This window comes from Pseudomonas sp. WC1 (genome assembly GCF_050586565.1).
Classification (GTDB): Bacteria; Pseudomonadota; Gammaproteobacteria; order Pseudomonadales; family Pseudomonadaceae; genus Aquipseudomonas.
The window spans coordinates 26,862-51,776 of sequence record NZ_JBOBDQ010000004.1 but is presented as its reverse complement, the minus strand read 5'-3'; the positions used below and the strand labels follow the sequence as shown (position 1 = coordinate 51,776).

At 62.3% G+C, this 24,915-nt stretch carries 22 protein-coding genes and 4 tRNA genes; 12 read left to right on the top strand and 14 right to left on the bottom strand.

Annotation, left to right across the window (positions count from 1 at the left end; genetic code table 11):
- Positions 1 to 64: 64 nt before the first annotated feature.
- Complete coding sequence (locus ACQ4OD_RS02715) at positions 65 to 1,543, top strand: methyl-accepting chemotaxis protein (protein ID WP_139669895.1); 1,479 nt, start codon at positions 65 to 67, stop codon at positions 1,541 to 1,543.
- Between the two features lie 91 nt (positions 1,544 to 1,634).
- Positions 1,635 to 2,003, top strand: a complete 369-nt coding sequence (locus ACQ4OD_RS02710; protein ID WP_430943846.1) for an Mpo1-like protein — start codon at positions 1,635 to 1,637, stop codon at positions 2,001 to 2,003.
- A 154-nt stretch (positions 2,004 to 2,157) separates the two neighbouring features.
- Here the strand turns inward: ACQ4OD_RS02710 and ACQ4OD_RS02705 are convergent, their stop codons facing one another.
- The 3 genes from ACQ4OD_RS02705 to ACQ4OD_RS02695 all read right to left on the bottom strand — a co-directional run bounded on the left by ACQ4OD_RS02705 (position 2,158) and on the right by ACQ4OD_RS02695 (position 4,099).
- Positions 2,158 to 2,955, bottom strand: coding sequence for an acyl-CoA thioesterase (locus ACQ4OD_RS02705; RefSeq protein ID WP_430943845.1), 798 nt, complete (start codon positions 2,953 to 2,955; stop codon positions 2,158 to 2,160).
- 83 nt (positions 2,956 to 3,038) lie between these two features.
- On the bottom strand, positions 3,039 to 3,806 hold the full coding sequence (locus tag ACQ4OD_RS02700) for a CHAD domain-containing protein (RefSeq protein WP_430943844.1): 768 nt from the start codon (positions 3,804 to 3,806) through the stop codon (positions 3,039 to 3,041).
- 14 nt (positions 3,807 to 3,820) lie between these two features.
- Positions 3,821 to 4,099 (bottom strand): hypothetical protein, encoded by a 279-nt coding sequence (locus tag ACQ4OD_RS02695; protein WP_102683240.1) that lies wholly within the window; start codon positions 4,097 to 4,099, stop codon positions 3,821 to 3,823.
- Positions 4,100 to 4,255: 156 nt separating this feature from the next.
- Between ACQ4OD_RS02695 and ACQ4OD_RS02690 the strand changes: the two genes are divergently transcribed.
- Positions 4,256 to 5,299 carry a patatin-like phospholipase family protein gene (locus tag ACQ4OD_RS02690; RefSeq protein ID WP_102683239.1) on the top strand — a complete coding sequence of 348 codons (1,044 nt, stop codon included), beginning with the start codon at positions 4,256 to 4,258 and terminating at the stop codon, positions 5,297 to 5,299.
- A gap of 119 nt (positions 5,300 to 5,418) precedes the next feature.
- Here the strand turns inward: ACQ4OD_RS02690 and ACQ4OD_RS02685 are convergent, their stop codons facing one another.
- From ACQ4OD_RS02685 to ACQ4OD_RS02635, 11 genes are all read right to left on the bottom strand, one after another.
- Complete coding sequence (locus ACQ4OD_RS02685) at positions 5,419 to 7,278, bottom strand: SurA N-terminal domain-containing protein (RefSeq protein WP_430943843.1); 1,860 nt, start codon at positions 7,276 to 7,278, stop codon at positions 5,419 to 5,421.
- A 180-nt stretch (positions 7,279 to 7,458) separates the two neighbouring features.
- A complete protein-coding gene (locus ACQ4OD_RS02680; RefSeq protein ID WP_023629739.1) occupies positions 7,459 to 7,731 on the bottom strand; it encodes an HU family DNA-binding protein in 273 nt (90 codons plus the stop codon).
- Between the two features lie 153 nt (positions 7,732 to 7,884).
- The gene (lon, locus tag ACQ4OD_RS02675) at positions 7,885 to 10,281 is read right to left on the bottom strand and encodes an endopeptidase La (protein ID WP_102683237.1); all 2,397 of its coding nucleotides are present in this window, start codon (positions 10,279 to 10,281) and stop codon (positions 7,885 to 7,887) included.
- Between the two features lie 153 nt (positions 10,282 to 10,434).
- Complete coding sequence (gene clpX, locus ACQ4OD_RS02670) at positions 10,435 to 11,718, bottom strand: ATP-dependent Clp protease ATP-binding subunit ClpX (RefSeq protein ID WP_031314790.1); 1,284 nt, start codon at positions 11,716 to 11,718, stop codon at positions 10,435 to 10,437.
- A gap of 108 nt (positions 11,719 to 11,826) precedes the next feature.
- Positions 11,827 to 12,468, bottom strand: a complete 642-nt coding sequence (clpP, locus tag ACQ4OD_RS02665; RefSeq protein ID WP_023629742.1) for an ATP-dependent Clp endopeptidase proteolytic subunit ClpP — start codon at positions 12,466 to 12,468, stop codon at positions 11,827 to 11,829.
- Between the two features lie 91 nt (positions 12,469 to 12,559).
- Positions 12,560 to 13,873, bottom strand: a complete 1,314-nt coding sequence (tig, locus tag ACQ4OD_RS02660) for a trigger factor (protein WP_430943842.1) — start codon at positions 13,871 to 13,873, stop codon at positions 12,560 to 12,562.
- A gap of 248 nt (positions 13,874 to 14,121) precedes the next feature.
- A complete protein-coding gene (locus ACQ4OD_RS02655; RefSeq protein ID WP_139669885.1) occupies positions 14,122 to 14,421 on the bottom strand; it encodes a DUF6388 family protein in 300 nt (99 codons plus the stop codon).
- Positions 14,422 to 14,572: 151 nt separating this feature from the next.
- Positions 14,573 to 14,648, bottom strand: a tRNA-His gene (locus ACQ4OD_RS02650).
- A gap of 36 nt (positions 14,649 to 14,684) precedes the next feature.
- Positions 14,685 to 14,769 (bottom strand) — tRNA-Leu (locus ACQ4OD_RS02645).
- Positions 14,770 to 14,826: 57 nt separating this feature from the next.
- Positions 14,827 to 14,902: transfer RNA gene (locus ACQ4OD_RS02640), tRNA-His, on the bottom strand.
- Between the two features lie 35 nt (positions 14,903 to 14,937).
- Positions 14,938 to 15,014, bottom strand: a tRNA-Arg gene (locus ACQ4OD_RS02635).
- A gap of 255 nt (positions 15,015 to 15,269) precedes the next feature.
- Between ACQ4OD_RS02635 and folD the strand changes: the two genes are divergently transcribed.
- The 9 genes from folD to rdrA all read left to right on the top strand — a co-directional run bounded on the left by folD (position 15,270) and on the right by rdrA (position 24,914).
- Complete coding sequence (gene folD, locus ACQ4OD_RS02630; RefSeq protein ID WP_023629744.1) at positions 15,270 to 16,124, top strand: bifunctional methylenetetrahydrofolate dehydrogenase/methenyltetrahydrofolate cyclohydrolase FolD; 855 nt, start codon at positions 15,270 to 15,272, stop codon at positions 16,122 to 16,124.
- A gap of 224 nt (positions 16,125 to 16,348) precedes the next feature.
- Positions 16,349 to 17,266 (top strand): citrulline utilization hydrolase CtlX, encoded by a 918-nt coding sequence (gene ctlX, locus ACQ4OD_RS02625; RefSeq protein ID WP_198753908.1) that lies wholly within the window; start codon positions 16,349 to 16,351, stop codon positions 17,264 to 17,266.
- Positions 17,267 to 17,285: 19 nt separating this feature from the next.
- The gene (locus ACQ4OD_RS02620; RefSeq protein WP_430943841.1) at positions 17,286 to 18,332 is read left to right on the top strand and encodes an ornithine cyclodeaminase; all 1,047 of its coding nucleotides are present in this window, start codon (positions 17,286 to 17,288) and stop codon (positions 18,330 to 18,332) included.
- A 249-nt stretch (positions 18,333 to 18,581) separates the two neighbouring features.
- Complete coding sequence (locus ACQ4OD_RS02615) at positions 18,582 to 19,364, top strand: ABC transporter substrate-binding protein (RefSeq protein ID WP_102683232.1); 783 nt, start codon at positions 18,582 to 18,584, stop codon at positions 19,362 to 19,364.
- A 98-nt stretch (positions 19,365 to 19,462) separates the two neighbouring features.
- Positions 19,463 to 20,170 (top strand): ABC transporter permease, encoded by a 708-nt coding sequence (locus tag ACQ4OD_RS02610; protein ID WP_111533021.1) that lies wholly within the window; start codon positions 19,463 to 19,465, stop codon positions 20,168 to 20,170.
- Positions 20,167 to 20,880 carry an ABC transporter permease gene (locus ACQ4OD_RS02605; RefSeq protein WP_102683230.1) on the top strand — a complete coding sequence of 238 codons (714 nt, stop codon included), beginning with the start codon at positions 20,167 to 20,169 and terminating at the stop codon, positions 20,878 to 20,880. The genes ACQ4OD_RS02610 and ACQ4OD_RS02605 overlap by 4 nt, the downstream gene beginning before the upstream one ends.
- 4 nt (positions 20,881 to 20,884) lie before the next feature.
- Positions 20,885 to 21,703, top strand: a complete 819-nt coding sequence (locus ACQ4OD_RS02600) for an ABC transporter ATP-binding protein (RefSeq protein WP_250888364.1) — start codon at positions 20,885 to 20,887, stop codon at positions 21,701 to 21,703.
- 13 nt (positions 21,704 to 21,716) lie between these two features.
- A complete protein-coding gene (locus tag ACQ4OD_RS02595) occupies positions 21,717 to 22,208 on the top strand; it encodes an Lrp/AsnC family transcriptional regulator (protein WP_139669879.1) in 492 nt (163 codons plus the stop codon).
- 114 nt (positions 22,209 to 22,322) lie between these two features.
- Complete coding sequence (gene rdrA, locus ACQ4OD_RS02590; RefSeq protein ID WP_430943840.1) at positions 22,323 to 24,914, top strand: antiviral RADAR system adenosine triphosphatase RdrA; 2,592 nt, start codon at positions 22,323 to 22,325, stop codon at positions 24,912 to 24,914.
- Position 24,915 lies beyond the last annotated feature (1 nt).

Genomic DNA, 24,915 nt, shown 5'->3' with positions numbered 1-24,915 from the left:
CCTTGGCGGGCACAATGATGGCACCTTGCCAATAATGTTTCCGCCAACTCAGAGAAGACCTACCATGGGTGCCTGGCTTAGCAACGTTTCCCTCAAATACAAGTTCTGGGCCGTCAACGCAGTGGCCTTCGTCACCACGCTGATGCTGGTGCTCTACGCGGTGCACCTGGAGCAACAAGCCCGCGCCAGCGGCGCCCGGGCGCAAGCGCAGGCCCAGGCCGAACTGCTGGCAGCCTGGCCCGCCGGACAGGCACTGCCCACGCAGGCCAACCTGATCACCTGGCGCAACGGCCAGACGCCGCAATTTGCCGGTGAACCACTCGAGGCCCTGCGCGATGCCCAAGGCTGGGTCGATCTGCCCGGGGCCTGGATCCTCGGCGACAACCCGCTGCGCGGCGCCCAGGTATTGCGCCGGGGCGAGCAGCACATCGCCGTGCTTGCCCAGTCCCCCAGCCTGCGTCAGGTCTATTTCGACCGTTTCAGCAACTATGCCGTGTGCGTGCTGATCCTGATGCTGGCGATGCTGTGCGCCTCGCAGTTGCTGATCCGCTTCCTGCTCAGCCAGCTCAACACCCTCAAGGATGTGATGCTGCATGTGGAAAAGACTGGCGACCTCTCGGCCCGGGTGCCGCTGGCCTGCGGCGACGAGGTCGGGCAGATGGCCGGTGCCTTCAACGCCATGCAGACCACTTACCACCGCGTGGTCAGCACCGTCGCGCGCACCGCCGCGCAGCTGGATTCGGGGGCCGCGCGCCTGGCCGGCAGCATGGACGAGGTGCGCCACGGCATGATCGGCCAGCAGAGCGAGACCGACCAGGCGGCCACCGCAATCAACGAGATGACCGCCACGGTACACCATATCGCCCAGCACGCCGGCGCCACCCGCGACCTGTCGCAGACCGCCGACACCCTGGCCGGCAGCGGCCAGGCCGTGGTCAGCCGCGTGCAGGATTCGATTGCCGGGCTGTCCAGTGGTGTGCAGCAGACCGCCGAAATGATCCGCCAGCTGGCCGACGACAGCCAGAAGATCAATGGCGTGGTGGGGGTCATCCACAGCATCGCCGAACAGACCAACCTGCTTGCCCTCAACGCCGCCATCGAGGCCGCCCGGGCCGGCGACCTGGGCCGGGGCTTCGCCGTGGTCGCCGACGAGGTGCGCAACCTGGCCAAGCGCGTGCAGACCTCCACCGACGAGATCACCAGCATGGTCGCCGACCTGCAGGCCGGCACCCGCGACGCGGTGGATTTCATGCAGGAAAGCTCGTATAAGGCCGACGATTGCGTCAAGCAGGCGCGCGAAGCCGGCGAGGCCCTGGCCGAGATCACCAGCGCGGTGGCACAGATGCGCGAAAGCAACACCCAGATCGCCGTGGCCGCCGAGCAGCAGAGCCAAGTGGCCGAGGAAATGAACCGCGCCGTCGTCAGCATCCGCGACGTGACCGAAGAGACCGTGCAGCAGACCGTGGGCTCGGCCACCACCAGCAGCGAACTGGCGACCCTCGCCGGCGAACTGAACAAGGCCATCGGCCAGCTCAAGCTTTGACCCGCACTGGCTATGGTCACCATAGCCAGCCTCGATTGGCCCCCCTGCGGGGGCCGCACTAAGCTTTGGACAGACCCCTGAGGATCCGTCCATGAGCAAACGACTGCCCAACCTGCCCGCCTGGCAATGGCGCGGCTACCACCACAATCACCGCCACCCCACCAACCTGGTGCTGCATCTGATCGCAGTGCCGCTGTTCATCCTGGGCGCGCTGCTGGTGTTGTCGGGGCTGTTCGCGCTGGACCTGTCGCAGATCGCCGTGGGCGTCATCGCGTTGGTGGCCGGGCTCGGCCTGCAACGCCAGGGGCATCGCCTGGAAGCCGAGCAGCCCGAGCCTTTCGTCAATCGCCAGGATGCCCTGCAGCGGCTGCTCACCGAGCAGTTCATCACCTTCCCGCGCTTCGTGCTTAGCGGCGCCTGGTGGCGGGCCTGGCGCGAGCGGCACAAGCACGGTAAATGACAAGATCGAGCACACAGCGCCGCTGACGCGGCGCATCGCCGGCAAGCCGGCTCCCACAGGAATGGTGTATGACCCAGCGTTAACACGATCGGAGTGGGAGCCGGCTTGCCGGCGATGGGGCGCAAAGCGGCCCCTGTCCAGTGTCCTGCCAGACTCAGGCGAACACGGTCACCGTCTGCCGACTCAATGCCAACAGTTCCCCTTCAGCCGTCCACAACGCAGCGGCCGCATGCCCATAACCATCACGGGCATACTCGGTCTCGACCACATAGCGGCACCAGTCGAGGGTCGACAGCCGCGGCGTTGGCTGCACGAACTCGATGGTCCAGGTCAGCGTGCTACCGGCGGCGGGCTGCTTGAGATATGGCAGCAGGCTGGGCGGCCAGGCATCGACCAGCGCCAGCAGGTGCGCCACCCCGACCGGCTCCTCGGCGACATCACGCAGGCGTACCCAACCGCCCATATGCCGTGAGTCATTGCCACTGAACGGCAGGCCGCCCACCGCCCAGCGAAACGCCACGTGCTGCATGAATTCCGGTGTAATGCCCTTGATGAAGGGCAGCTCCGGTGCCGCCTCCTGCAGCGGCTTCATCGGCATCGCGGCTGGCGCGTCGACCGCCACCACGGAAGGACGACCGGCACCGAAACTGCCCTGCACCAGGGTCACCACCTGGCCATCCTGCACGGCGCGTCCCAGCAAGGTGCTGACCGCCTTGCCCTCGCGCAGCACCTCAACCTCCAGGCTGATCGGCACATCCGGCGCCGCCGGGCCGACGAAGGTGATGGCCAGCGAACGCACCGGGCGGTTGTCGCCGAGCTTCTGGCGCATCGCTTCATGCACCATCGCCGCCATCAAGCCGCCGAACACCGCGCGGCCCTGGGCCCAGCCAGCCGGTACGCTGACCGCCTCGGGGTGAGCGCGCGCGGCTGTCAGCAATTCTGTGAAGTTCATGTGCCAGGGCTCCTGCGCGAAAAGAACCGATAGTAACCAGCGATCACGCCAGCCACAGCCCGCATTTCGGTCATTTGCCGGGACTAACGGCGCGCCAGGGCTTTTTGCAATGCCTCGAGAGTCAGATCCGAGCGCCCCTCGGCAGCATGCAGCTCATGCTCCCAGGCCACCTTGCAGCCTGCCAGGTCACTGTGCTCGTGCACTTGCAGCAGCCACTGCACGCGGTCATGCCAGTCGCCAAGATCACCTTGCGCCTTTTTCAACAGCCGCTGCAGCCCCTTGCCGGCATGCTCGAGTTGGGGGTACGCCTCGTCCCCGTAGCGAACGCGCTTGATCAGCAGGCGCAGACGATGCCGATCATGGGCCGGGTCGTCCAGCGCCCTGGCCAGCTTGCGCCATTGCTTCTCCAGGCGCTTGTCGATGCGTCTGCGCATGCCTTGCGTCAAGCCTTCGCGGTCGGCAGCACGCAAAAACAGCGGGAAGGCGTCGAGGATCGCCAGCACCCGAGTAAGCTGGGCACTGGACGCGACGCCGGCAAAGGTCCGTGCCCTCCCCTCCTGACGGCGCTCGCCGGCCTGCACATGACCGCGCCCGACCAGTTGCGCGGCCAGCACTTCACGGTCACGCAACGGTGTGGTGAGCGTGCCCAGTGCCCCCGCCGCTTCCTCCAACTGCTCGACACCCGGCAAGCCACGCAAAGGCCGCAACAAACTGCGCAGCCGCCGTAGGGTGGTGCGCAGGTCGTGCAGCGCCTCGCTGTCGGTATCGGCGGCGAGGCGCTCGCGACAGGCCAGCATTCCCACCTGCAGGGTCAGGACCCTGGAAACCACATGGTCGATCATGCTCGGCATGTGACGCTCCTCACTCAACGCCCGGCGCGGGACTCACGAATGTAGAAACGCGCTTTCTCGGCCTTGTGGGTACAACCTTCAAAGCCTTCGAACTGCTGCTGGGTCTTGGCACCGGTCAGCAGCGACAACGCCTTGGAATAGCTCACGGTGCCGGCAAAGCCTTCGGCCTTGGCCAGGTCAAGTTCCTTCCAGGCGGCATCGAGCTGGGTCGCGCAACTGTCACGGTAGGCCGTCTTGCCCGCGCAGCCGGCCAAGGCCAGGGCAATCAGAGGAAGGGTGATCCAGGCTTTCATCGGTAATACCTCGAGGGTGGAAACTGAAGTGGCCGTTCGACGGTAAAGCAAACAAAAAGTGCCCTGCTCAGCGTAGTCCAGCACGGACTACATTGAAGCACAGGCGGCATGGGTGCATTGTTGGACCATGGTTGCACAGGCACAGGGGGAAAAATCATGGGCAAACGCGTGGCGTTGGTGCTGGGCTCCGGCGGGGCCCGAGGGTACGCGCACATCGGTGTGATCGAGGAGATCGAACGCCGCGGCTACGAGATCGCGTGCATCGCCGGTTGCTCCATGGGCGCGGTGATCGGCGGCATCTACGCCGCCGGCAAACTCGACGAGTACCGCAGCTGGATCGAGAGCCTGGACTACCTCGACGTGCTGCGCCTGGTCGATGTCAGCTTTCGCCTGGGCGCCATTCGTGGCGACAAGGTGTTCGGGCAGATCCGCAAGATCGTCGGCGAGATCAACATCGAACAGTTGCGCATTCCCTACACGGCAGTCGCCACCGACCTGACCAACCAGCAGGAAATATGGTTCCAGGAGGGCTGCCTGCACCAGGCCATGCGCGCCTCGGCGGCCATTCCCAGCCTGTTCACCCCGGTGGTGCAAGGTAATCGCATGCTGGTCGATGGCGGTATTCTCAATCCGTTGCCGATCGTCCCGGTGGTGTCCAGCCACTGCGACCTGATCATCGCCGTCAACCTCAACGCCACCAACCAGAAGCAGTATCAGTTGCCGGTGATCGAGCGCCCGGCGGCGTTCAAGATGCGTTTCGACGCCTTGATCAGCTCGCTGGGGTCGCGCCTGCCGTTCCGGCGCAAGCCGGCCGAACAGCTGATCCGCCTGGAGCAGGAGATCGTCGCCGAAGGGCTGGCCTCATCCAACCCCTGGCTGGGCGAGAGCGCCGAACCGCAGGGCCAGCAGCCGGCGGCGGCGCCACAGAGCGAAGGCGCGCCCAAGTCGGCCACCGGCTCGTTCATCGTCGACAACGTCGGCCCCGCGTCCTTGCTGGACCTGATCAACCAGAGTTTCGAAGTGATGCAGACGTCGTTGGCGCAGTACAAGATCGCCGGGTATCCGCCGGATGTGCTGATCAACGTACCCAAGCGGGTGTGCCGGTTCTTCGAGTTCTACAAGGCGCCGGAGTTGATCGCCCTGGGGCGGGAGATCGCCCGGGACACGCTGGACAACCATGAGGGAATCCGGCGTCCCTGAAACAAGTCCGTGCACACCTGCCGCAGGTCGTCATGCAGGAGCGGGCTTGCCCCGCGATGAACCAAAGCCAGAAACGAAACAGGCCGCATAAGCGGCCTGTTTCGCGATCAGCACACGACTCAGTAGCGGGTGATGTCGGCACTGCCTTCAAGCAGCTTGCGATAAGCCGCGAAGTCTTGCGAACCGGCACGCGATGCGAGATAGCGACGGATCTGCGCCTTCTCTTCATCGGTGGCGGCAGCACCTTCGTTGACGCCCTTCAGCTGCAGGACCACCAGGCTGCCATCGCCCAGCACCACGCTGCCGTAGACTGGCTTGTCCTTGGCCGCTGGCTTGCCGAGGCGGAACACCGCCTGCAGCTCGGCCGGGTCGATGCCATCCTGGCCACGGGTGACCGCTTCATGGAGCTTCCAGCCCTGACCTTCGGCCTTGACCGAGCCATCCCGCAGGCCGGCGATCAGTTTGTCGGCCTTGGCCTTGAGTTCGGCAATCGCCTTCTCCTTGGCCAGGTGCTCGCTGATGTTCTTGGCCACGGCCTCCAACGGCAGCTGCTCGGGCTTGCGGTGCTCCTTGACGCGCACGACCACCACGGTTTCCGGGTCGAGTTCGATGGCGTTGCTGTTGGCGCCCTCTTCGAGCACCTGCTCGCTGAACGCGGCCTGGATCACCGCACGGTTGGCAGTGATGCCTTCACCACCCTCGCGACCGAAGGCGGCAGAGGTGTGTACCTTCAGGCCCAGGTCCTGGGCCGGCTGGGCCAGGTCGGAAGCTTCGAAGGCGGTGTCTTCGAGCTGCTTGGTGGCCTCGACGAAGCGCTGCTCCACCTGCTGGGTCTTCAGCTCGTGGGTCAGTTTGTCCTTCAGGCTGGCGAAGCTCGGTACGTCCGGCGCCTGCACGCCCAGCAGCTTGATCAGGTGGTAACCGAACTCAGTGCGCACGGGTGCCGATACCTGGTCCTTGTTCAGCTTGTACAGCGCGTCCTCGAAGGCCGGGTCGTACACACCAGGGCCGGCGAAGCCGAGGTCACCACCGGTGCTGGCCGAGCCTGGATCCTGGGAGAACTCCTTGGCCAGTTTGGCGAAGTCCTCGCCTTTGCCCAGGCGCTGCTGGATCTCATCGATGCGGGCCTTGGCCTTGGCATCGTCGGTCTTGTCGTTGACCTCGATCAGAATGTGCGCGGCATGGCGCTGCTCGCCCAGATTGGCGATTTCCTTCTCGTACAGGGCCTTGAGCTCGCCGTCGTCGACCTTGACCTGATCGAAGAAGGCCGACTTCTTCAGCTCGAGGTAATCGATGACCACTTGATCCGGGGTCATGAATTCCTTGGCGTGCTGGTCGTAGTGCGCCTTGACCTCGTCATCGCTCACCTTGACCGCGGCCGGATCGGCCTTGAAGGTCTGCGAAGCGAAATCACGGGTCTGCTTCTCGAGGCGGGCGAAGGTTTCAACCTGCTTGTCGGTGACGAAGCTGCTGCCGGCAAGGCCGGTGCGCAGTTGGCCGATGAGCATTTCCTGGGCGAGCATCTCGCGGAACTGCATGCGCCCGTAGCCCATCTGGCGGATGACCGAATCGAAGCGCTCGGCGCTGAACTTGCCATCGACCTGGAATTCAGGCGTCTGCAGGATCAGCTGATCCAGCGCGGCCTCGGAAAAAGCGAACTTGGCATCTTCGGCACCCTGCAACAGCAGCTTGCGATCGATCAGCCCCTTGAGCGCGGCTTCGCGCAGCATCTTCTCGTCCAGCAGCGCAGGGTCGAAATCCTTGCCCAACTGTTGCATCAGCTGGCGGCGCTGCATGTCCACGGCCTGGCTCAGCTCGTTCTGGCTGATGGTCTGGCCGTTCACCTTGGCGGCGTCCTGGCTATGGCTGGCGGCCTGGAAAATGGCCTCGAAACCGGTCAACGCCATCAGTACGACGATGAGGCCGATGATGGTCTTGGCAATCCAACCTTGTGAATTGTCCCTGATATTCTGCAGCATGCGTCCCCCAGAAACGGCTGTACCACTGCGTCGACAACCGCGGAGCGTGGGTAGAATCCTGATAGAAGAAAGGCGCATCCAGTGGATGCGCCTTTTCGAAGCGAGCGTGCCAGCGGGAACGTTTGCGACCCGCCGTCACGCGGTCGGCCCTGGCGACGCCCGGGCCGGCTGAAAGACGACTTAGTTGACGGCGTCTTTCAGGCCCTTGCCAGCTTTGAAGCCAGGAACCTTGGCGGCAGCGATCTTGATCGCCTTGCCGGTTTGCGGGTTACGGCCGGTGCGCTCAGCGCGCTCCTTGACCGAGAAGGTGCCGAAGCCAACCAGGACAACATCGTCACCGGCTTTCAGGGCGCCTTGAACGGATTCGATCACTGCGTCCAGCGCACGGCCGGCTACAGCTTTCGGGATGTCAGCGGATGCGGCGATAGCGTCAATCAGTTCCGACTTGTTCACTCTAAGTCCCCTTATTTCTCTATTGAGTTTGTTTCTAAGTATGTAATGAAAAGCTTATGAAACGAGCGCTGGGTGGCCTGTTGACACTGGCGTGCCGCTTTATAGCAAGGGGCCGAAAATGCTGTCAACCAAAGCCCCCCAGCGAAATACGTACTAGTGCGTGCTGATTCTTTCCTTAGCATCGCCGTCGCGCTTCTCATCTTTCGCGACAATCTCCGGAGCCACATCTGGCAAGGGCTCCGGGGCGTATTGCAGCGCAATTTGGAGGACTTCGTCAATCCATTTGACCGGTTTGATCTGAAGATCCTGTTTGATGTTTTCCGGAATCTCCTTCAAGTCGCGAACATTCTCTTCCGGAATGATCACCGTCTTGATCCCGCCACGGTGTGCCGCCAGGAGTTTTTCCTTGAGCCCGCCAATGGCCAGGACCTGGCCACGCAAGGTGATCTCACCGGTCATCGCCACATCGGCGCGAACCGGGATCTGGGTCAGGGCCGACACCAGTGCGGTGCACATGCCGATACCGGCGCTAGGGCCATCCTTGGGCGTGGCACCTTCGGGCATGTGGATGTGAACGTCGCGCTTCTCGTGGAAGTCTGCAGCGATCCCCAGGCTTTGAGCGCGGCTGCGCACCACCGTCTGCGCGGCGGTGATCGACTCGACCATGACGTCGCCGAGCGAACCGGTCTTGATCAATTGCCCCTTGCCGGGAATAACCACCGCCTCGATGGTCAGCAGCTCACCACCCACCTGAGTCCAGGCCAGGCCCGTGACCTGGCCGATTTGATCCTGCTGCTCGGCCAGGCCGTAGCGGAACTTGCGCACGCCCAGCAACTGCTCGAGCTGCTCGCCGGTTACCTTGACCTTCACCTGCTTGGCACCGGTGTGCTCCTTGACCACTTTGCGGCAGACCTTGGCGATCTGGCGCTCCAGGCCACGCACGCCGGCCTCGCGGGTGTAGTAGCGAATGATGTCGCGAATGGCCGAAACGTCGACCTCCAACTCATCCTTCTTCAACCCATTGGCCTTGACCTGCTTGGGCACCAGGTACTTGACCGCAATGTTGATCTTTTCGTCCTCGGTGTAGCCCGGCAGGCGGATGACTTCCATGCGATCAAGCAGCGCCGGCGGGATGTTCATCGAGTTCGAGGTGCACAGGAACATCACGTCCGAGAGGTCGTAGTCGACCTCCAGGTAGTGATCGTTGAAGTTGTGGTTCTGCTCGGGGTCGAGCACCTCCAGCAACGCCGAGGCCGGGTCACCGCGCATGTCGCTGCCCATCTTGTCGATCTCGTCGAGCAGGAACAGCGGGTTGCGTACACCGACCTTGGTCATTTTCTGAATCAGACGACCGGGCATCGAGCCGATGTAGGTACGACGGTGGCCACGGATCTCGGCCTCGTCACGCACGCCGCCCAACGCCATGCGCACGAACTTGCGATTGGTGGCGGCGGCGATCGACTCGGCCAGCGAGGTCTTGCCCACGCCAGGTGGCCCGACCAGGCACAGCACCGGGCCACGGATCTTCTTCACCCGCTTCTGCACGGCGAGGTACTCGAGGATGCGTTCCTTGACCTCTTCCAGACCGTAGTGGTCCGCGTCGAGGATCTCCTCGGCCTTGGTCAGGTCCAGGCGCACCTTGCTCTGGGCTTTCCATGGCACCTGCACCAGCCAGTCGAGGTACGAGCGCACCACGGTAGCTTCAGCCGACATCGGCGACATCTGCTTGAGCTTGTTCAGCTCGGCCTGGGCCTTGGCCAGGGCGTCCTTGGGCAAGCCTGCGGCGTCGATGCGCTTCTTCAGCTCCTCGACTTCGTTGTGGCCTTCGTCGCCATCGCCAAGCTCCTTCTGAATGGCCTTCATCTGCTCATTCAGGTAGTACTCGCGCTGGCTGCGCTCCATCTGCTTCTTCACGCGACCGCGAATGCGTTTCTCGACCTGCAGCAGGTCGATCTCGGCATCGAGCAGCGCCAGCACGTGTTCGACACGCGCCTGCAGGTCGACGATCTCGAGGATTTCCTGCTTCTGCTCGATCTTCAACGCCATGTGCGCGGCCATGGTATCGACCAGGCGCCCAGGCTCCTCGATGCTGTTGAGCGAGGACAACACTTCGGCCGGGACTTTCTTGCCCAGTTGCACGTATTGCTCGAACTGAGACAGCAGGGTGCGCACGAAGACCTCGGACTCGCGCTCGGCGGTCTCGACTTCGTCGATCAGGCTGACTTCGGCACGGATATGGCCATCGACTTCATTGAAGCGCTCGACAGCACCACGCTGCTCACCCTCGACCAACACCTTGACGGTGCCATCGGGCAGCTTGAGCAGTTGCAGCACGGTGGCGACAGTGCCCACGCGATACAGGGCGTCTTCACCCGGATCGTCGTCGGCAGGATTCTTCTGGGCCAGCAGGAGGATCTGCTTCTCGCCCGTCATCGCGGCCTCGAGGGCCTCGATGGACTTCTCACGCCCCACGAACAGTGGGATGACCATGTGCGGATAGACGACTACGTCGCGCAATGGCAAAAGAGGCAAGTCGAGGGTGGTCTTCATGATTTCGCCTCTACAGCGGCCATGTGGCCGGAAACCGTTGGAAATGGTGCTTGGGGCTAATGTGGGGGCAGCCCTGGGAAATTACAAGCGCCCAGGCCATGAAATGCAAAAAGGGGCCAAAAAGGCCCCTTCCTGTTGCTACCCCGTTCCCGATCAGGCGTCGGGAGCGGCCTTGGCTTGCGGCTCGCTGTTCTCGTAGATCAGCAGCGGCTGCGAAGAGCCTTCGATAACGCTTTCGTCGATCACCACCTTGCTGACATCCTTCTGCGAAGGAATCTCGTACATGGTGTCGAGCAGCACGCCCTCGAGGATCGAACGCAGGCCACGGGCGCCGGTCTTGCGCTCCAGCGCCTTGCGCGCAACGGCCTTGAGCGCATCGCTGCGGAACTCGAGGTCGACGCTTTCCATCTCGAACAGCTTGGCGTATTGCTTGGTCAGCGCGTTCTTCGGCTCGGTGAGGATCTGCATCAGAGCAGCCTCATCCAGCTCGTCCAGCGTCGCGAGAACCGGCAGACGGCCGACGAACTCCGGAATCAGGCCGAACTTGACCAGATCGTCCGGCTCGACCTCACGCAGCGACTCGCCGACCTTCTTGCCCTCTTCCTTGCTGCGCACTTCGGCACTGAAGCCGATGCCGCCCTTGGTGGAGCGGTTCTGGATGACCTTTTCCAGGCCAGAGAACGCGCCACCGCAGATGAACAGGATGTTGCGGGTATCAACCTGCAGGAACTCCTGTTGCGGATGCTTGCGACCGCCTTGCGGCGGCACCGAGGCAACGGTGCCCTCGATCAGCTTCAACAGCGCCTGCTGCACGCCCTCGCCCGAGACGTCACGGGTGATGGACGGGTTGTCCGACTTGCGCGAGATCTTGTCGATCTCGTCGATGTAGACAATGCCCATCTGGGCCTTTTCCACGTCGTAGTCGCACTTCTGCAGCAGTTTCTGAATGATGTTCTCGACGTCCTCACCGACATAACCGGCTTCGGTCAGGGTGGTGGCGTCGGCAATGGTGAACGGTACGTTCAGCAGGCGCGCGAGTGTCTCGGCCAGCAGCGTCTTGCCCGAGCCGGTCGGCCCGATCAGCAGGATGTTGCTCTTGCCCAGTTCGACTTCGTCGCCCTTCTTGTCACGCTGGTTCAGGCGCTTGTAGTGGTTGTACACCGCTACCGCCAGCACCTTTTTCGCGCGTTCCTGACCAATGACGTACTGGTCCAGGATACCGCTGATTTCTTTCGGCGAGGGTAGCTTGTGCGCGTTGCTCTCGGCCTGGGCTTCCTGCACCTCCTCACGGATGATGTCGTTGCACAGGTCGACGCACTCGTCGCAGATAAATACCGAGGGGCCGGCAATCAACTTGCGCACTTCGTGCTGGCTTTTGCCGCAGAAGGAGCAATAGAGCAATTTGCCGTTGTCCTCGCCGTTACGGGTGTCAGTCATTCGATCGATCCAATCCGGTAGGCTTGAAACACAAGATGAAGGCAATCGCTGGCTTTTTCAAGTCCGCGGGTAGGCGCAATCTGCACCCACCCGCTCTGGCGCATTGCTTCAGGATGCCAGTTGCCGCTTGTCGTAGACCGAGTCGATCAGGCCGTACTCGGCCGCGCGCGCAGCGCTCATGAAGTTGTCACGCTCGGTGTCGCGCTTGATGGTTTCCAGCGGCTGGCCGGTGTGATGGGCCAGCAGCTCGTTCAGGCGCGCCTTGATGTTGAGGATTTCCTGGGCGTGGATCTCGATATCGGTCGCCTGGCCCTGGAAGCCGCCCAGCGGCTGGTGAATCATCACCCGCGAGTTGGGCAGGCAGTGGCGCTTGCCGGCGGCACCAGCCGCGAGCAGGAAGGCGCCCATGCTGCAGGCCTGGCCGATACAGATGGTCGAGACGTCCGGCTTGATGAACTGCATGGTGTCGTAGATCGACATGCCAGCTGTCACGGAGCCGCCTGGGGAGTTGATGTAAAGATGGATATCCTTGTCCGGGTTTTCCGCCTCAAGGAACAGCAGTTGCGCCACTACCAGGTTGGCCATGTAGTCCTCTACAGGGCCGACCAGGAAGATCACGCGCTCCTTCAGGAGGCGCGAATAGATGTCGTAGGCGCGTTCGCCACGGGCGGACTGCTCGATAACCATCGGGACCAGGCCGCCCGCGGCCTGGATGTCAGAGCTCTGCTGAATATAAGAATTGCGGGACATGTCCTGCACTCACTCCCAAATAGTCATGGCTTGAATACGCACAAGCCAGCGCGAAGGCTGGCTTGTGGGGGTTTCCTACGAGAGTAGCCTGTTACTCAGCGTCGGCAGATGCCTGGGCTGGTTTCACCGCTTCTTCGTACGAGACCGATTTGTCGGTCACAGTCGCTTTCTGCAGGACAGTATCTACAACTTGTTCTTCCAGTACAACCGAACGCACTTCGTTCAGTTGCTGGTCGTTCTTGTAGTACCAGGCGATGACCTGCTCAGGCTCCTGGTAGGCCGAGGCCATCTCTTCGATGACTTCGCGAACCTTGGCTTCGTCCGGCTTCAGGTCGAACTGCTTGACCACTTCGGCAACGATCAGGCCCAGGACCACGCGGCGCTTGGCCTGCTCTTCGAACATCTCGGCTGGCAGCTGCTCAGGCTTGATGTTGCCACCGAACCGCTGAACGGCCTGCACGCGCAGACGGTTGACTTCGTTTTCCAGCAGGGCTTTCGGCACGTCGACCGGGTTGGCGGCCAGCAGACCGTCCATGACCTGGTTCTTGACCTTGGTCTTGATGGCCTGGCGCAGTTCACGCTCCATGTTCTTGCGAACTTCGGCGCGGAAGCCTTCCAGGGTCGATTCCTTGATACCGAACTGGGCGAAGAAGGCTTCGTTCAGTTCTGGCAGCACAGGAGCCGAAACGCTGTTGACGGTAATGGCGAACTCGGCGGCCTTGCCTGCCAGGTCCAGGTTCTGGTAGTCCTCTGGGAAGGTCACGTTGACCACGCGCTCTTCGCCAGCCTTGGCGCCAACCAGACCTTCTTCGAAGCCCGGGATCATGCGGCCGGAGCCCAGTACCAGCTGGGTGCCCTTGGCCGAACCACCGGCGAAGGCTTCACCGTCGATCTTGCCGACGAAGTCGATGTTGACCTGGTCGTCGTTCTGCGCGGCGCGCTCGACAGCCTCGAAGCGGGTGTTCTGCTTGCGCAGGACTTCCAGCATGTTGTCCAGGTCGGCGTCAGCCACTTCGGCGCTCAGGCGCTCGACAGCGATCGAGTCGAAACCGGCAACGGTGAACTCAGGGAAGACTTCGAAGATGGCGACGAACTCGAGATCCTTGCCTTTTTCGAACGATTTTGGCTCGACGGCAGGAGCGCCGGCCGGGTTCAGCTTCTGCTCGACGATGGCTTCGTAGAAGGAAGCCTGGACCAGGTCACCGAAGGCTTCCTGACGAGCATCGGCCTCGAAACGCTGGCGGATCACGCTCATTGGCACCTTACCCGGGCGGAAGCCCGCGATCTTGGCGCGCTTGGCAGTCTGCTGCAGACGCTTGTTGACTTCGTTCTCGACGCGCTCGGCCGGAACGGCGATGGTCATGCGGCGCTCGAGAGCGGAAGTGTTTTCAACAGAAACTTGCATGGATATTCCTCGTTGCACAGACGTTAGCCGGCGATAACCCGACTCCAGAATCAAGGGCGAACATTCTAGTGACTCGCGCACCAGAAGTCACCCCACCCGGATTGTCGGCGAAACACGCCGGTCGATTTCCCTGGAAGGCCCGCACGACGGGGCGTCGAGCCTATTCATATAACGACCGCGCGCCACCTCGAATGCCGCGCAGTTGTAAAACCTTGTCAAACAAACAACAGCCTGGGCGATCGCCAGTTTTATTGCGGATCGATCTCGTTGAACTGGCAGTATTCTTCCCAAGCCAGGCCCAACGCCTCGGCCACCTCGCGATGCACCTCCAGGCGCATGGCCTGCAACTGCTCCGGCGATTCGGCGATCAACTGCAGCGCGTACTCCCAGGGCTGGACACCCAGCTCCTGGGCTGCATCCTCGAACGCCCATTCGATCTGCTGGGCCTGCTCACGGGCATCCAGCTCACGGATTTCTTCGAGCAACTGCGGATTTGCCTCGGCAAAACGCTGCAGCGCCAGGGCCTGGCGCGCCTCTTTTGCAATCATTTGCGCTACTCCTCTGCCAGTCTGTTCAGCCAGGCATTCAACCGGCTGAAATCTAACAGCTTTTATCGCCTGACCACCAGTAGCCACAGGCACCGGATGGCAGAAACAAAAAAGGCGCCCGATCATTCGATCCGGGCGCCTTCTGAAAATATGGGGTGGACGATGGGAATCGAACCCACGACAACCGGAATCACAATCCGGCGCTCTACCAACTGAGCTACGCCCACCATAATGCAGTGTTGCGGTACAGCCTTACAGAAACATGGTGCGGACGAAGAGACTCGAACTCTTACAGCTTGCGCCGCTGGAACCTAAATCCAGTGTGTCTACCAATTTCACCACGTCCGCATGAAACGCTTAGAACAAGGGCGCCGGATCATTCAATCGAGGCGCCCCTGAAAAATCTGGGGTGGACGATGGGAATCGAACCCACGACAACCGGAATCACAATCCGGCGCTCTACCAACTGAGCTACGCCCACCATAACGCGTTACTGCTTACTTGCCCGAGCCTAAATGGCGCACCCGGCAGGACTCGAACCTGCGACCATCCGCTTAGAAGGCGGATGCTCTATCCAGCTGAGCTACGGGCGCTTAAGCTTCCAGCCAAACCGAACAAGCGAACCACTTGCCCTGCTCGACTTTGCCAACCCGTGCCAGGCAGTGCCCGACAAGTGCGGCGAATCTTATAGGCGACCCTGAGGGGCGTCAACACCTTTCGCAAAAAAATTTAAATTATTGAAGGGGTTAGGGGATTTGCCCGACCACCCGCCTTTGCCCTTGGGCCATGTCGTGCGAGAATGTGCCCTTCTTATATATGTTCCCTTCTCGATGGTTAATCACGCGTCTATGACTGCACACCTTATCGATGGCAAGGCGATCGCCGCCAACCTGCGCCAGCAGATCGCCCAACGTGTCGCCGAGCGCCGCCAGCAGGGCCTGCGCACGCCAGGCCTGGCGGTGATCCTGGTCGGCAGCGACCCGGCCTCCCAAGTCTATGTCTCGCACAAGCGCAAGGACTGTGAAGAGGTCGGCTTCATTTCCCAGGCGTTCGACCTGCCCAGCGATACCACGCAGCAAGCCCTGGCCGATCTGATCGACCGGCTCAACGACGACCCGGCAGTCGACGGCATTCTCCTGCAACTGCCGCTGCCGGAGCATCTGGACGCCTCGCTGCTGCTCGAGCGCATCCGCCCGGACAAGGACGTGGACGGTTTCCACCCCTACAACATCGGCCGCCTGGCCCAGCGCATCCCGCTGCTGCGTCCGTGCACTCCGAAAGGCATCATGACCCTGCTGCACAGCACCGGCCAGGATCTGTACGGCATGAACGCGGTGATCGTCGGCGCATCCAACATCGTCGGCCGACCGATGGCCATGGAGCTGCTGCTGGCCGGCTGCACCGTCACCGTCTGCCACCGTTTCACCAAGGACCTGCCCGGCCATGTCGGCCGGGCCGACCTGGTGGTGGTTGCTGCCGGCAAGCCGGGGCTGGTCAAGGGTGAGTGGGTCAAGGAAGGCGCCATCGTCATCGACGTCGGCATCAACCGCCAGGAAGACGGCAAGCTGGTCGGCGACGTGGTCTACGAGACCGCCCTGCCCCGCGCCGGCTGGATCACCCCAGTGCCGGGCGGCGTGGGTCCGATGACCCGGGCATGCCTGCTGGAGAACACCCTGTATGCGGCTGAAGAGCTGCACAAGTAATACGGTGTTCCGGCAATAAAGAAAACGGCGCCCTTCGAGGCGCCGTTTTCAGTTGTACAGCTCATCCTTGTGGGAGCGGCGACCTTTTTCTGTGACACCAGCCGATTCCGCTGCCAAACAAGCCATTTCAGCTGGACCCGCTGCCCGCCCCGCCCGCTTCAGCCGGGATCTCACCGCAAACCATCACACAATGGTCACACAGCCCACCTGTGGATGCGTGCCCAATGCAAACAACAAATACCGTCCTCATGATTCGCCCGGCGCGGTTCGCCTTCAACCCCGACACCGCCGCCAACAACCGCTTCCAGCAAGCGCCGCTGGACCCTGAAACCGCCAGCGCAAAGGCCCTGGAAGAGTTCGACGGCTACGTCGACAGCCTGCGCCAGCACGGCGTCGACGTACTGGTGGTGCAGGACACCCCGGAGCCCCATACCCCTGACTCGATCTTCCCCAACAACTGCTGGAGCAGCCATGCCGACGGTAGCCTGGTGCTCTACCCGATGGAGGGCAAGAACCGCCGCCTGGAACGCAGCAAGGGCGTACTGGGCGTGCTGAGCGAGCGCTTCGCCATCCAGCGCACCGTCGACCTGAGCCCGCTGGAACAGCAGAATCTGTTCCTCGAAGGCACCGGCAGCATGGTCCTGGACCGCGAGCACCGTATCAGCTACGCCTGTCACTCCGGGCGCACCCACGAACGCGCCCTGCGCCAGTTCGCCGAGCACTTGGACTACCGCCTGTGCCTGTTCCACGCGGTGGACCGCCAGCAGGCGCCGATCTACCACAGCAACGTGATGATGAATGTCGGCCGCCAGCTCGCCGTGGCCTGCCTCGATGCCCTGCCCCACCCAGACGAACGCCGCGCACTGGAACATTCGCTGCGCGACACCGACAAGCAGGTGCTGGCGCTGAACTTCGATCAGCTGGAGAACTTCGCCGGCAACATGCTCGAGGTCCACGACCGCGACGGCCGCTCGCTGCTGGTGATGTCGCGCAGCGCCTGGCGCTCGCTCGATGCGCAGCAGCGCCGCCAGGTCGAACACCACAGCCATCCGCTGGTGGTGAACATCGACCATATCGAACGTATAGGCGGCGGCAGCGCCCGCTGCATGCTCGCCGAAATCCACCTGCCCTCGCGCCACTGACCCGTCAAGGAGAACCATCATGACCCGCTACATCGACGTAAATGACCTCGCCCGTCTGGTCAACCGCAAGGGCCTGCCCACCTGCCTGGCCGAGATGGCCGAGTACATCCGCCAGGACTACCTGCGCTGGCACGACTTCGAGAAATGCGCGCGCCTGGCCAACCACTCGCCGGACGGGGTGATCGAACTGATGCCGGTGTCCGACGCCAGTCTGTACGCCTTCAAGTACGTCAACGGCCACCCGAAGAACACCCACAACGGCCTGCTCACCGTGATGGCCTTCGGCGCCCTGGGCGATGTCGATACCGGCGCGCCAGTGCTGCTCAGCGAGATGACCCTGACCACCGCCATCCGTACCGCCGCCACCTCGGCCCTGGCTGCCCGCTACCTGGCGCGTCCTGGCAGCAAGCGCATGGCGCTGATCGGCAACGGCTCGCAAAGCGAGTTCCAGGCCATCGCCTTCCACACCCAGCTGGGCATCGAGGAGATCCGCCTGTTCGACATTGACCGCAAGGCTTCGGAGAAACTGGCAGCCAACCTGGCCGGCTACCCGCAACTGAAGCTGACCATCGCCGGCAGCGTGGCCGAGGCGGTACGCGGCGCCGATATCGTCACCACGGTCACCGCCGACAAGGCCTACGCCACCATTCTCACCCCGGAGCTGATCGAGCCGGGCATGCACCTCAATGCCGTGGGCGGCGACTGCCCGGGCAAGACCGAACTGCACCGCGACATCGTCGAGCGTGCCCGAGTGATCGTCGAGTACGAACCGCAGAGCCGGATCGAGGGCGAGATCCAGCAGATGCCGGCCGACTCGCCGACCACCGAGTTCTGGCAGGTGGTCGAGGGCAGCGCCGCAGGCCGCGAGAACGCCGGGCAGGTCACGTTGTTCGACTCGGTCGGCTTCGCCCTGGAGGACTACTCGGCGCTGCGCTATGTGCTCGACGTGGCCCGCGCCCTGGACATCGGGCATGACATTGCGCTGGTGCCTGAACTCGAGAACCCGAAGGACCTGTTTGCCTTGCTGCAGCCAAAAGGGCGTGAGCACAAGGCCAGTGCTGCCTGACCGAACACGCGGGGCCGCTTGGCGGCCCCATTGACCGAAACGGCTGTCGCACATCCATAAATCTTTGTCGAAACAGCCGTTTCGGCTGCAAGTAGCCCACTAACAGCCGAATCCGGCCTCCCACGCACTGGCAAACGACACAAAAAACCTGTCTATCTCGCGCATCCTGAGCGCGACCCATGAGTCACTGACGGACCTACGCGCATCAACCGCCCTACTACCAATAACAACACCCAGGGACCCAAGACCATGTTCTCCATGCGAAAACGCCTCGGCGTGCTGCTGTTCTCGTTGTGTGCCACCAGCGTTGCCCAGGCCAAGGAGTGGACCGAGATCCGCTTCGGCGTCTTCCCCGAATACCCACCTTTCGAATCCGTTGCCGCCGATGGCAGCCTGCAAGGCTTCGACATAGACCTGGGCAACGCCATCTGCGCCAAGCTGCAGGTCAAGTGCACCTGGGTGCACAACGAGTTCGACGGCATGATCCCGGCCCTGCGCGCCCGCAAGTTCGACGCCATCATGTCCTCCATGGCCGTCACTCCGGCACGCCTGAAGCAGATCGACTTCACCAGCCGCCTGTTCCTCAGCCCCACCTCGGTGATCGTGCGCAAGTCAGCCGACTTCGGCGACACCACCGAATCGCTCAAGGGCAAGCAGGTCGGCGTGCTCCAGGGTTCGCTGCAGGAAGCCTACGCCCGCACCGTGCTGGCGCCTCAGGGCGCGCAGGTCAAGGCCTACCAGAGCCAGGACCAGAACTACGCCGACCTGATCAATGGCCGCCTCGACGCCACCGTCACCGACAAGCTCGAAGCCCAGCTCAACTTCCTCTCCAAGCCCGAAGGCGCCGACTTCAGGAGCGGCCCGGCGATAAAGGACCCGACCTTGCCGCTGGACATCGCCATGGGCCTGCGCAAGAGCGATCCCGAACTCAAGGCCCTGCTCGACAAGGGCATCGCCATGATCCATGCCGACGGCACCTACGCCGAGATCCAGAAGAAATACGTCGGCGACGTGGACATCTACAACGAGTGACCTACAGCGCCGATCGCGGGGCAAGCCTGCTCCCACGGGCTCACCTCTGCTTGGAAGCAGGCTTGCCCCCGCGACGGCCTCCCCGCGAGATCCCTGCCATGAACGACTTCCTCTCCCACGGCCTGCAAGGCTTCGGCCCGCTGCTGGCCCAGGGCACCTGGATGACCCTCAAGCTGGCCCTGCTGTCACTGGCGCTCAGCCTCGCACTGGGCCTGATCGGCGCCAGCGCCAAGCTGTCGCGATCAAGGCTGCTGCGCCTCCCGGCCACCCTCTACACCACGCTGATCCGCAGCGTTCCCGACCTCGTGCTGATCCTGCTGATCTTCTACAGCATGCAAATCTGGCTCAACGACCTGACCGAGATGCTGGGCTGGGACTATGTCGAAATCGACCCGTTCAGCGCCGGGGTAGTCACCTTGGGCTTCATCTACGGCGCCTACTTCACCGAGAACTTCCGCGGCGCCATCCTCAGCGTACCCGCCGGACAGCTGGAGGCCGCCACCGCCTATGGCCTTAGCAGGACGCAGCGGTTTCGGCTGGTGCTGTTCCCGCAGCTGATGCGCTTCGCCCTGCCAGGGCTGGGCAACAACTGGCTGGTGTTGCTCAAGTCCACCGCACTGGTGTCGATCATCGGCCTGGCCGACCTGGTCAAGGCCGCGCAGAACGCCGGCAAGACCACCAATGACATGCTGTTTTTCCTGTGCCTGGCGGGCCTGGTCTACCTGGTCATCACCACCTTGTCCAACCGCCTGCTCAAGCACCTCGAGCGGCGCTACAACACCGGCATCAAGGAGCTGGCGCGATGATCGAACTCCTTCAGGAATACGGCCTGGCCTATCTCTACAACGATGGCACCGGCCTCTCGGGCCTGGCCATGACTCTCTGGCTGTTCCTGGCCAGCATGGTGCTGGGCTTCGCCTTGTCGCTGCCACTGGCCTTGGCGCGCACCTCGCATCATGCCTGGCTGCGCCTGCCGGTGCAGCTGTACACCTTCGTGTTCCGCGGCACGCCGCTCTATATCCAGCTGCTGATCTGCTACACCGGGCTCTACAGCCTGCAGGTGGTGCGCGACCACGCCCTGCTCGACCAGTTTTTCCGCAACGCGCTCAACTGTACCTTGCTGGCGTTCGTGCTCAACACCTGCGCCTACACCGTGGAAATCTTTGCCGGCGCCATCCGCAATCTGCCCGCTGGCGAGCTGGAGGCGGCCCAGGCCTATGGCCTGCGTGGCTGGAAGCTCAACCTGTTCCTGGTGCTGCCCGCCGCCCTGCGCCGCTCGCTGCCGGCTTACAGCAACGAACTGATCCTGATGTTGCATGCCACCTCGCTGGCCTTCACCGCCACCGTCGCCGACATCCTCAAGGTGGCCCGCGACGCCAACGCCGCGACCTTCCTGACCTTCCAGGCCTTCGGCGTGGCCGCCTTGCTGTACATGCTGCTGTCCTTCGCCCTGGTCGGCCTGTTCCGCGTGGCCGAACGGCGCTGGATGCGCTTCCTTGACCCTGCCCGAGGCTGAAAACATGACTGCTACCGCACTGCCACTTTCCACCTTCGCCCAGGCCCCGAAGGCACACGCCCATGCCGGCGCGATCAAGCTCAGCGTCGAGGGGCTGCACAAGCACTACGGCGAGCACCAGGTGCTCAAGGGCGTCTCGCTGCAGGCGCGCAAGGGCGATGTGATCAGCCTGATCGGCGCCAGCGGCTCGGGCAAGAGCACCTTCCTGCGCTGCATCAACTTTCTCGAGCAGCCCAACGCCGGCAGCATCACCCTCGACGGCCAGACCCTGGAGATCCACCCCGGCACCCGCACCCCGCCGCCGGCCCAACTGCAGAACCTGCGCACACGCCTGGCCATGGTGTTCCAGCACTTCAACCTGTGGAGCCACCTGACCGTGCTTGAGAACATCTGCCTGGCGCCGCGCAAGGTGCTGGGGATCAGCGCCAGCGAAGCCGAGGCACGGGCGCGCAAGTACCTGGACAAGGTCGGCCTGCCGGCCCGCGCCGCCGAGCAGTATCCGGCGTTTCTCTCCGGCGGCCAGCAACAGCGCGTGGCCATCGCCCGGGCGCTGGCCATGGAGCCGGAAATCATCCTGTTCGACGAGCCCACCTCGGCACTCGACCCGGAATTGGTCGGCGAAGTGCTCAAGGTGATACAGACGCTCGCCGAGGAAGGACGTACCATGCTCATGGTCACCCATGAAATGGGGTTTGCCCGCCAGGTGTCGAGCCAGGTGCTGTTCCTGCACCAGGGCCTGGTCGAGGAAAGCGGCAGCGCCGAAATCCTCGACCGGCCACAGAGCGAGCGTCTGCGCCAGTTCCTCTCCAACCGCCTCAAGTGAAGTCAAGCCGTATATGGATAGCAAGGCCATCAGCTCCACCTCGGCACCGCTGGATCGCATCGACGAAGCGATCATCGACGTGCTGCGCCACCACGGAAGGATCACCTACGAAAAGCTCTCCACCCTCGTGCACCTGACCCCCAGGCCCTGCCTGGAGCGTGTGCGCAAGCTGGAGCGGCGCGGAGTGATCCGCGGATATGGAGCAATCATCGACCTGCAGCAGGTCTCCCCGGGGTTGTCGCTGCTGGTGCTGGTGGCCTTGTCCAACCAGAGCGGGCGCTCGGCGCAGCGGGCCTTCGAAGCCACCGTGCGCGCCTGCCCGCAGGTCTACGAGTGCCAGCTGATTAGCGGGCACTTCGACTACAGCCTGCGCATGCGCTGCCGCGACATGGAGCATTACCGGGTGCTGACCGAGACCTGGATGAACGACGACGAGCTGCATATCGACAAACTGGTGGCGCATCCGGAACTGGCGGCGGTCAAGAGCACGGCGCCGCAGGCTTGAGCCAAGGTAGCGCTTGTGGCGCAAGATAGTGGCTTAGTAACATTACTGGATCCAATGACCACGCCTCGCGGATGAATCCGCGGGGCGTTTCCACATTTCCAGGGATGTACAGCCGTGGCCAGCAATCAATCCAACGATTCGCGTATTCGTTTTCCCATCGAGCAGAAGGAGCAGGCGGCGCAGCGGGAGCACAGTACGTTGCTGGCGCGGGATATTTACAAGGACCTGGCGGACCTGCTCGAGGATGGCCTCAGGAGCCAACCTGACCGGGACGATCTGGACCAACACCGTTCGCACAATGCGATTCTGATCGATGGCAAGCGCGGCACAGGCAAAAGCTCGGTACTGGTCAACCTCAACCTGTATCTCGAGAACGAAAGAACTGACCTCGCCAAAGCCATTCATGTGCTCAAGCCTGTGGACCCGACGCTGTTGGAGGACACCGACGATCTGTTCCTGAACGTGATCGTCGCCGCGATCATCCGGGACAAGTCGGTCGCCGAAGCGCTCAGCCGTGCAGACCACAAGGCCGAGGAGTTCCACCACCAGTTGCAGGTACTCGGCAATACCCTGGAGCAGCTGCAGTCCCAGCGCAACAAGTACGGCCTGGACAAGGTCAGGGCCTTCATGGGCAGCCATGATCTGAACAAGCAGGTTCATGAGCTTTTCAAGAAATCGCTTGAGTTGATCGGCAAGAAGCTCCTGGTCCTGCCGATCGACGATGTCGACACTTCCCTCAATCGAGCCTTCGAAAACCTTGAGGTGGTAAGGCGCTACCTGACCTCACCTTACGTCCAGCCCATCATCAGTGGTGACCTGGCGCTCTACCATGAAGTGACCTGGCGCGACTTCTATAGCAAGCTGACGCAGAACAGCAAGATCAAGACCCGAGATGCACTGGAAACCGCCAGGAGCCTGGCGACCGAGTATCAACGCAAGATCATGCCCCTGCAGCTTCGCAGGGACATGCCCACGGCGGCAAACTACCTGGCGAACGAGAAAATCCTGCTCTGCAAGGACACCGAGGAGTATTTCTCCCTGCCCGTGTTCTGGCGCTGGATCGACGCCCTGCTCAATGAACGGCTGAACACTCCCACTGAACGACGCCTTTCGATCAAGCTGGAGACCGTCCGCGAGCTCACGCAGCTGATTTTCGCGTTCAGGCAGAACATTCCCGATCTCAGTGGCCTGCTCAAGCGCTGGGGCCCATCCATTACCAATGAGTGGACGCTGCACCGCGCGATGATCATGCCAATGGGCATGATCCCGGCGCTGAACGAATTTTCCCGGGAATACCATCGCGCACAACGCCTCGAGGAAAAGACGCAGCGCGAAACGGCTAGTAATCATGCCTACCAGAATTTCTTCAATGCCAAGCATGAGGCAGACCCACTCTCGGTGATTGAGTGGCGACACTGCATCACCGAGGCAAAAAAAGTCTTGCTCAACTATCTGCATCATGAGCATGCCTCTTCTGCCGCCAGCCTGGCACTTGAGGCGGATGCTCACATTCTGAACCTCCGGGCGACGCCGACGGCCCGGTTGTCGACTTTGTTCAAGGCCACGTTGTTCCAACCGACCCAGTTGTCGAAGGAGAGCGCCCTGTCATTCCCGGCCCCCCTCGTACGCTCCAACCTGGATGAATGGAAAAAACACGCGCCAAAAGACTTGCAGGGAATCGTCAGCCTGGATGAGCGCCATCCCTACGCATTGGCCGAGGTAGGGCATGCCATAAAGCGCTACGACACATCGGATCTGCCGCTTGAGGCTCAATTCCTTGCTGAACTCATGCTACACCGGAGCTTCTTCAGCGAAAGCCGAAAAACCAACATGATTTTCACCGGCCGACTCTTCGAGCTTGTGATTGCCAGCCTGGTAAGGAACCTGGAGCCGAATGACCTGAGCGAGCTGGTCAACCGAGCACCGTTCTATTCTGTCCCCGCCTTGAACGACGACGACCTTGATCCTCAAGACCTTACCCCCGAGGACAGTGCGCCAGATACATACATCGACCCCCTGATCATCTCTATGGCAAAAAACATCAATGACTGGCGCACAGAGCACAGGATCGATGAACAGACAGTTTCTGGCTGGCTGATCTTCAACGTCATGAACAGTTACTTTGCAAAGTCTTGGGAGTTCAACAAACCGCTGAAACCCAACCAGAACCCCGCCGACCCCAGCTTGCGAATGCTGAGCATGACCGCTCGCCGGGCCTACCGGACGCTGTGGAATGCCTTTGCCAGCCTGGAAAAAGGTGAAGTATTCGGCATGCCCTCAATCGTCACGAGCTTCAGCATGGGCGACAAAGACAGGTTCGAGCAGGGTCTGGCATATCGACAAAACATCCTGCCGTTCCTCCGTCGCCATGGCGAGCAGTCATTTGGAGGTGAGACCCGTGCTTTCACCAGTGCGCTAGCTAACCATCCGCTCTTCAAGATGATCGAAAATCTTCAGAAACATGCAGATCAATTCGAAGACTCCGAATTCGGGGACGAGTGGCTGTATCAACCCACTACCCGCTCTGTCACGGAGATCATAAAGCGTCACTTCGAGGTTGATTCAATCAGTGACGCCTATTCAGTCGAGGTCACCCAAGAGGATATCGAGGCCATTCGTGATTTCTGCATCACCCAAAAGATCCCCAAGGACGTCATCGAAGGCAACCCACATTTCCAGTATCTGATCGGCGAAGCAGGCAAGTAAG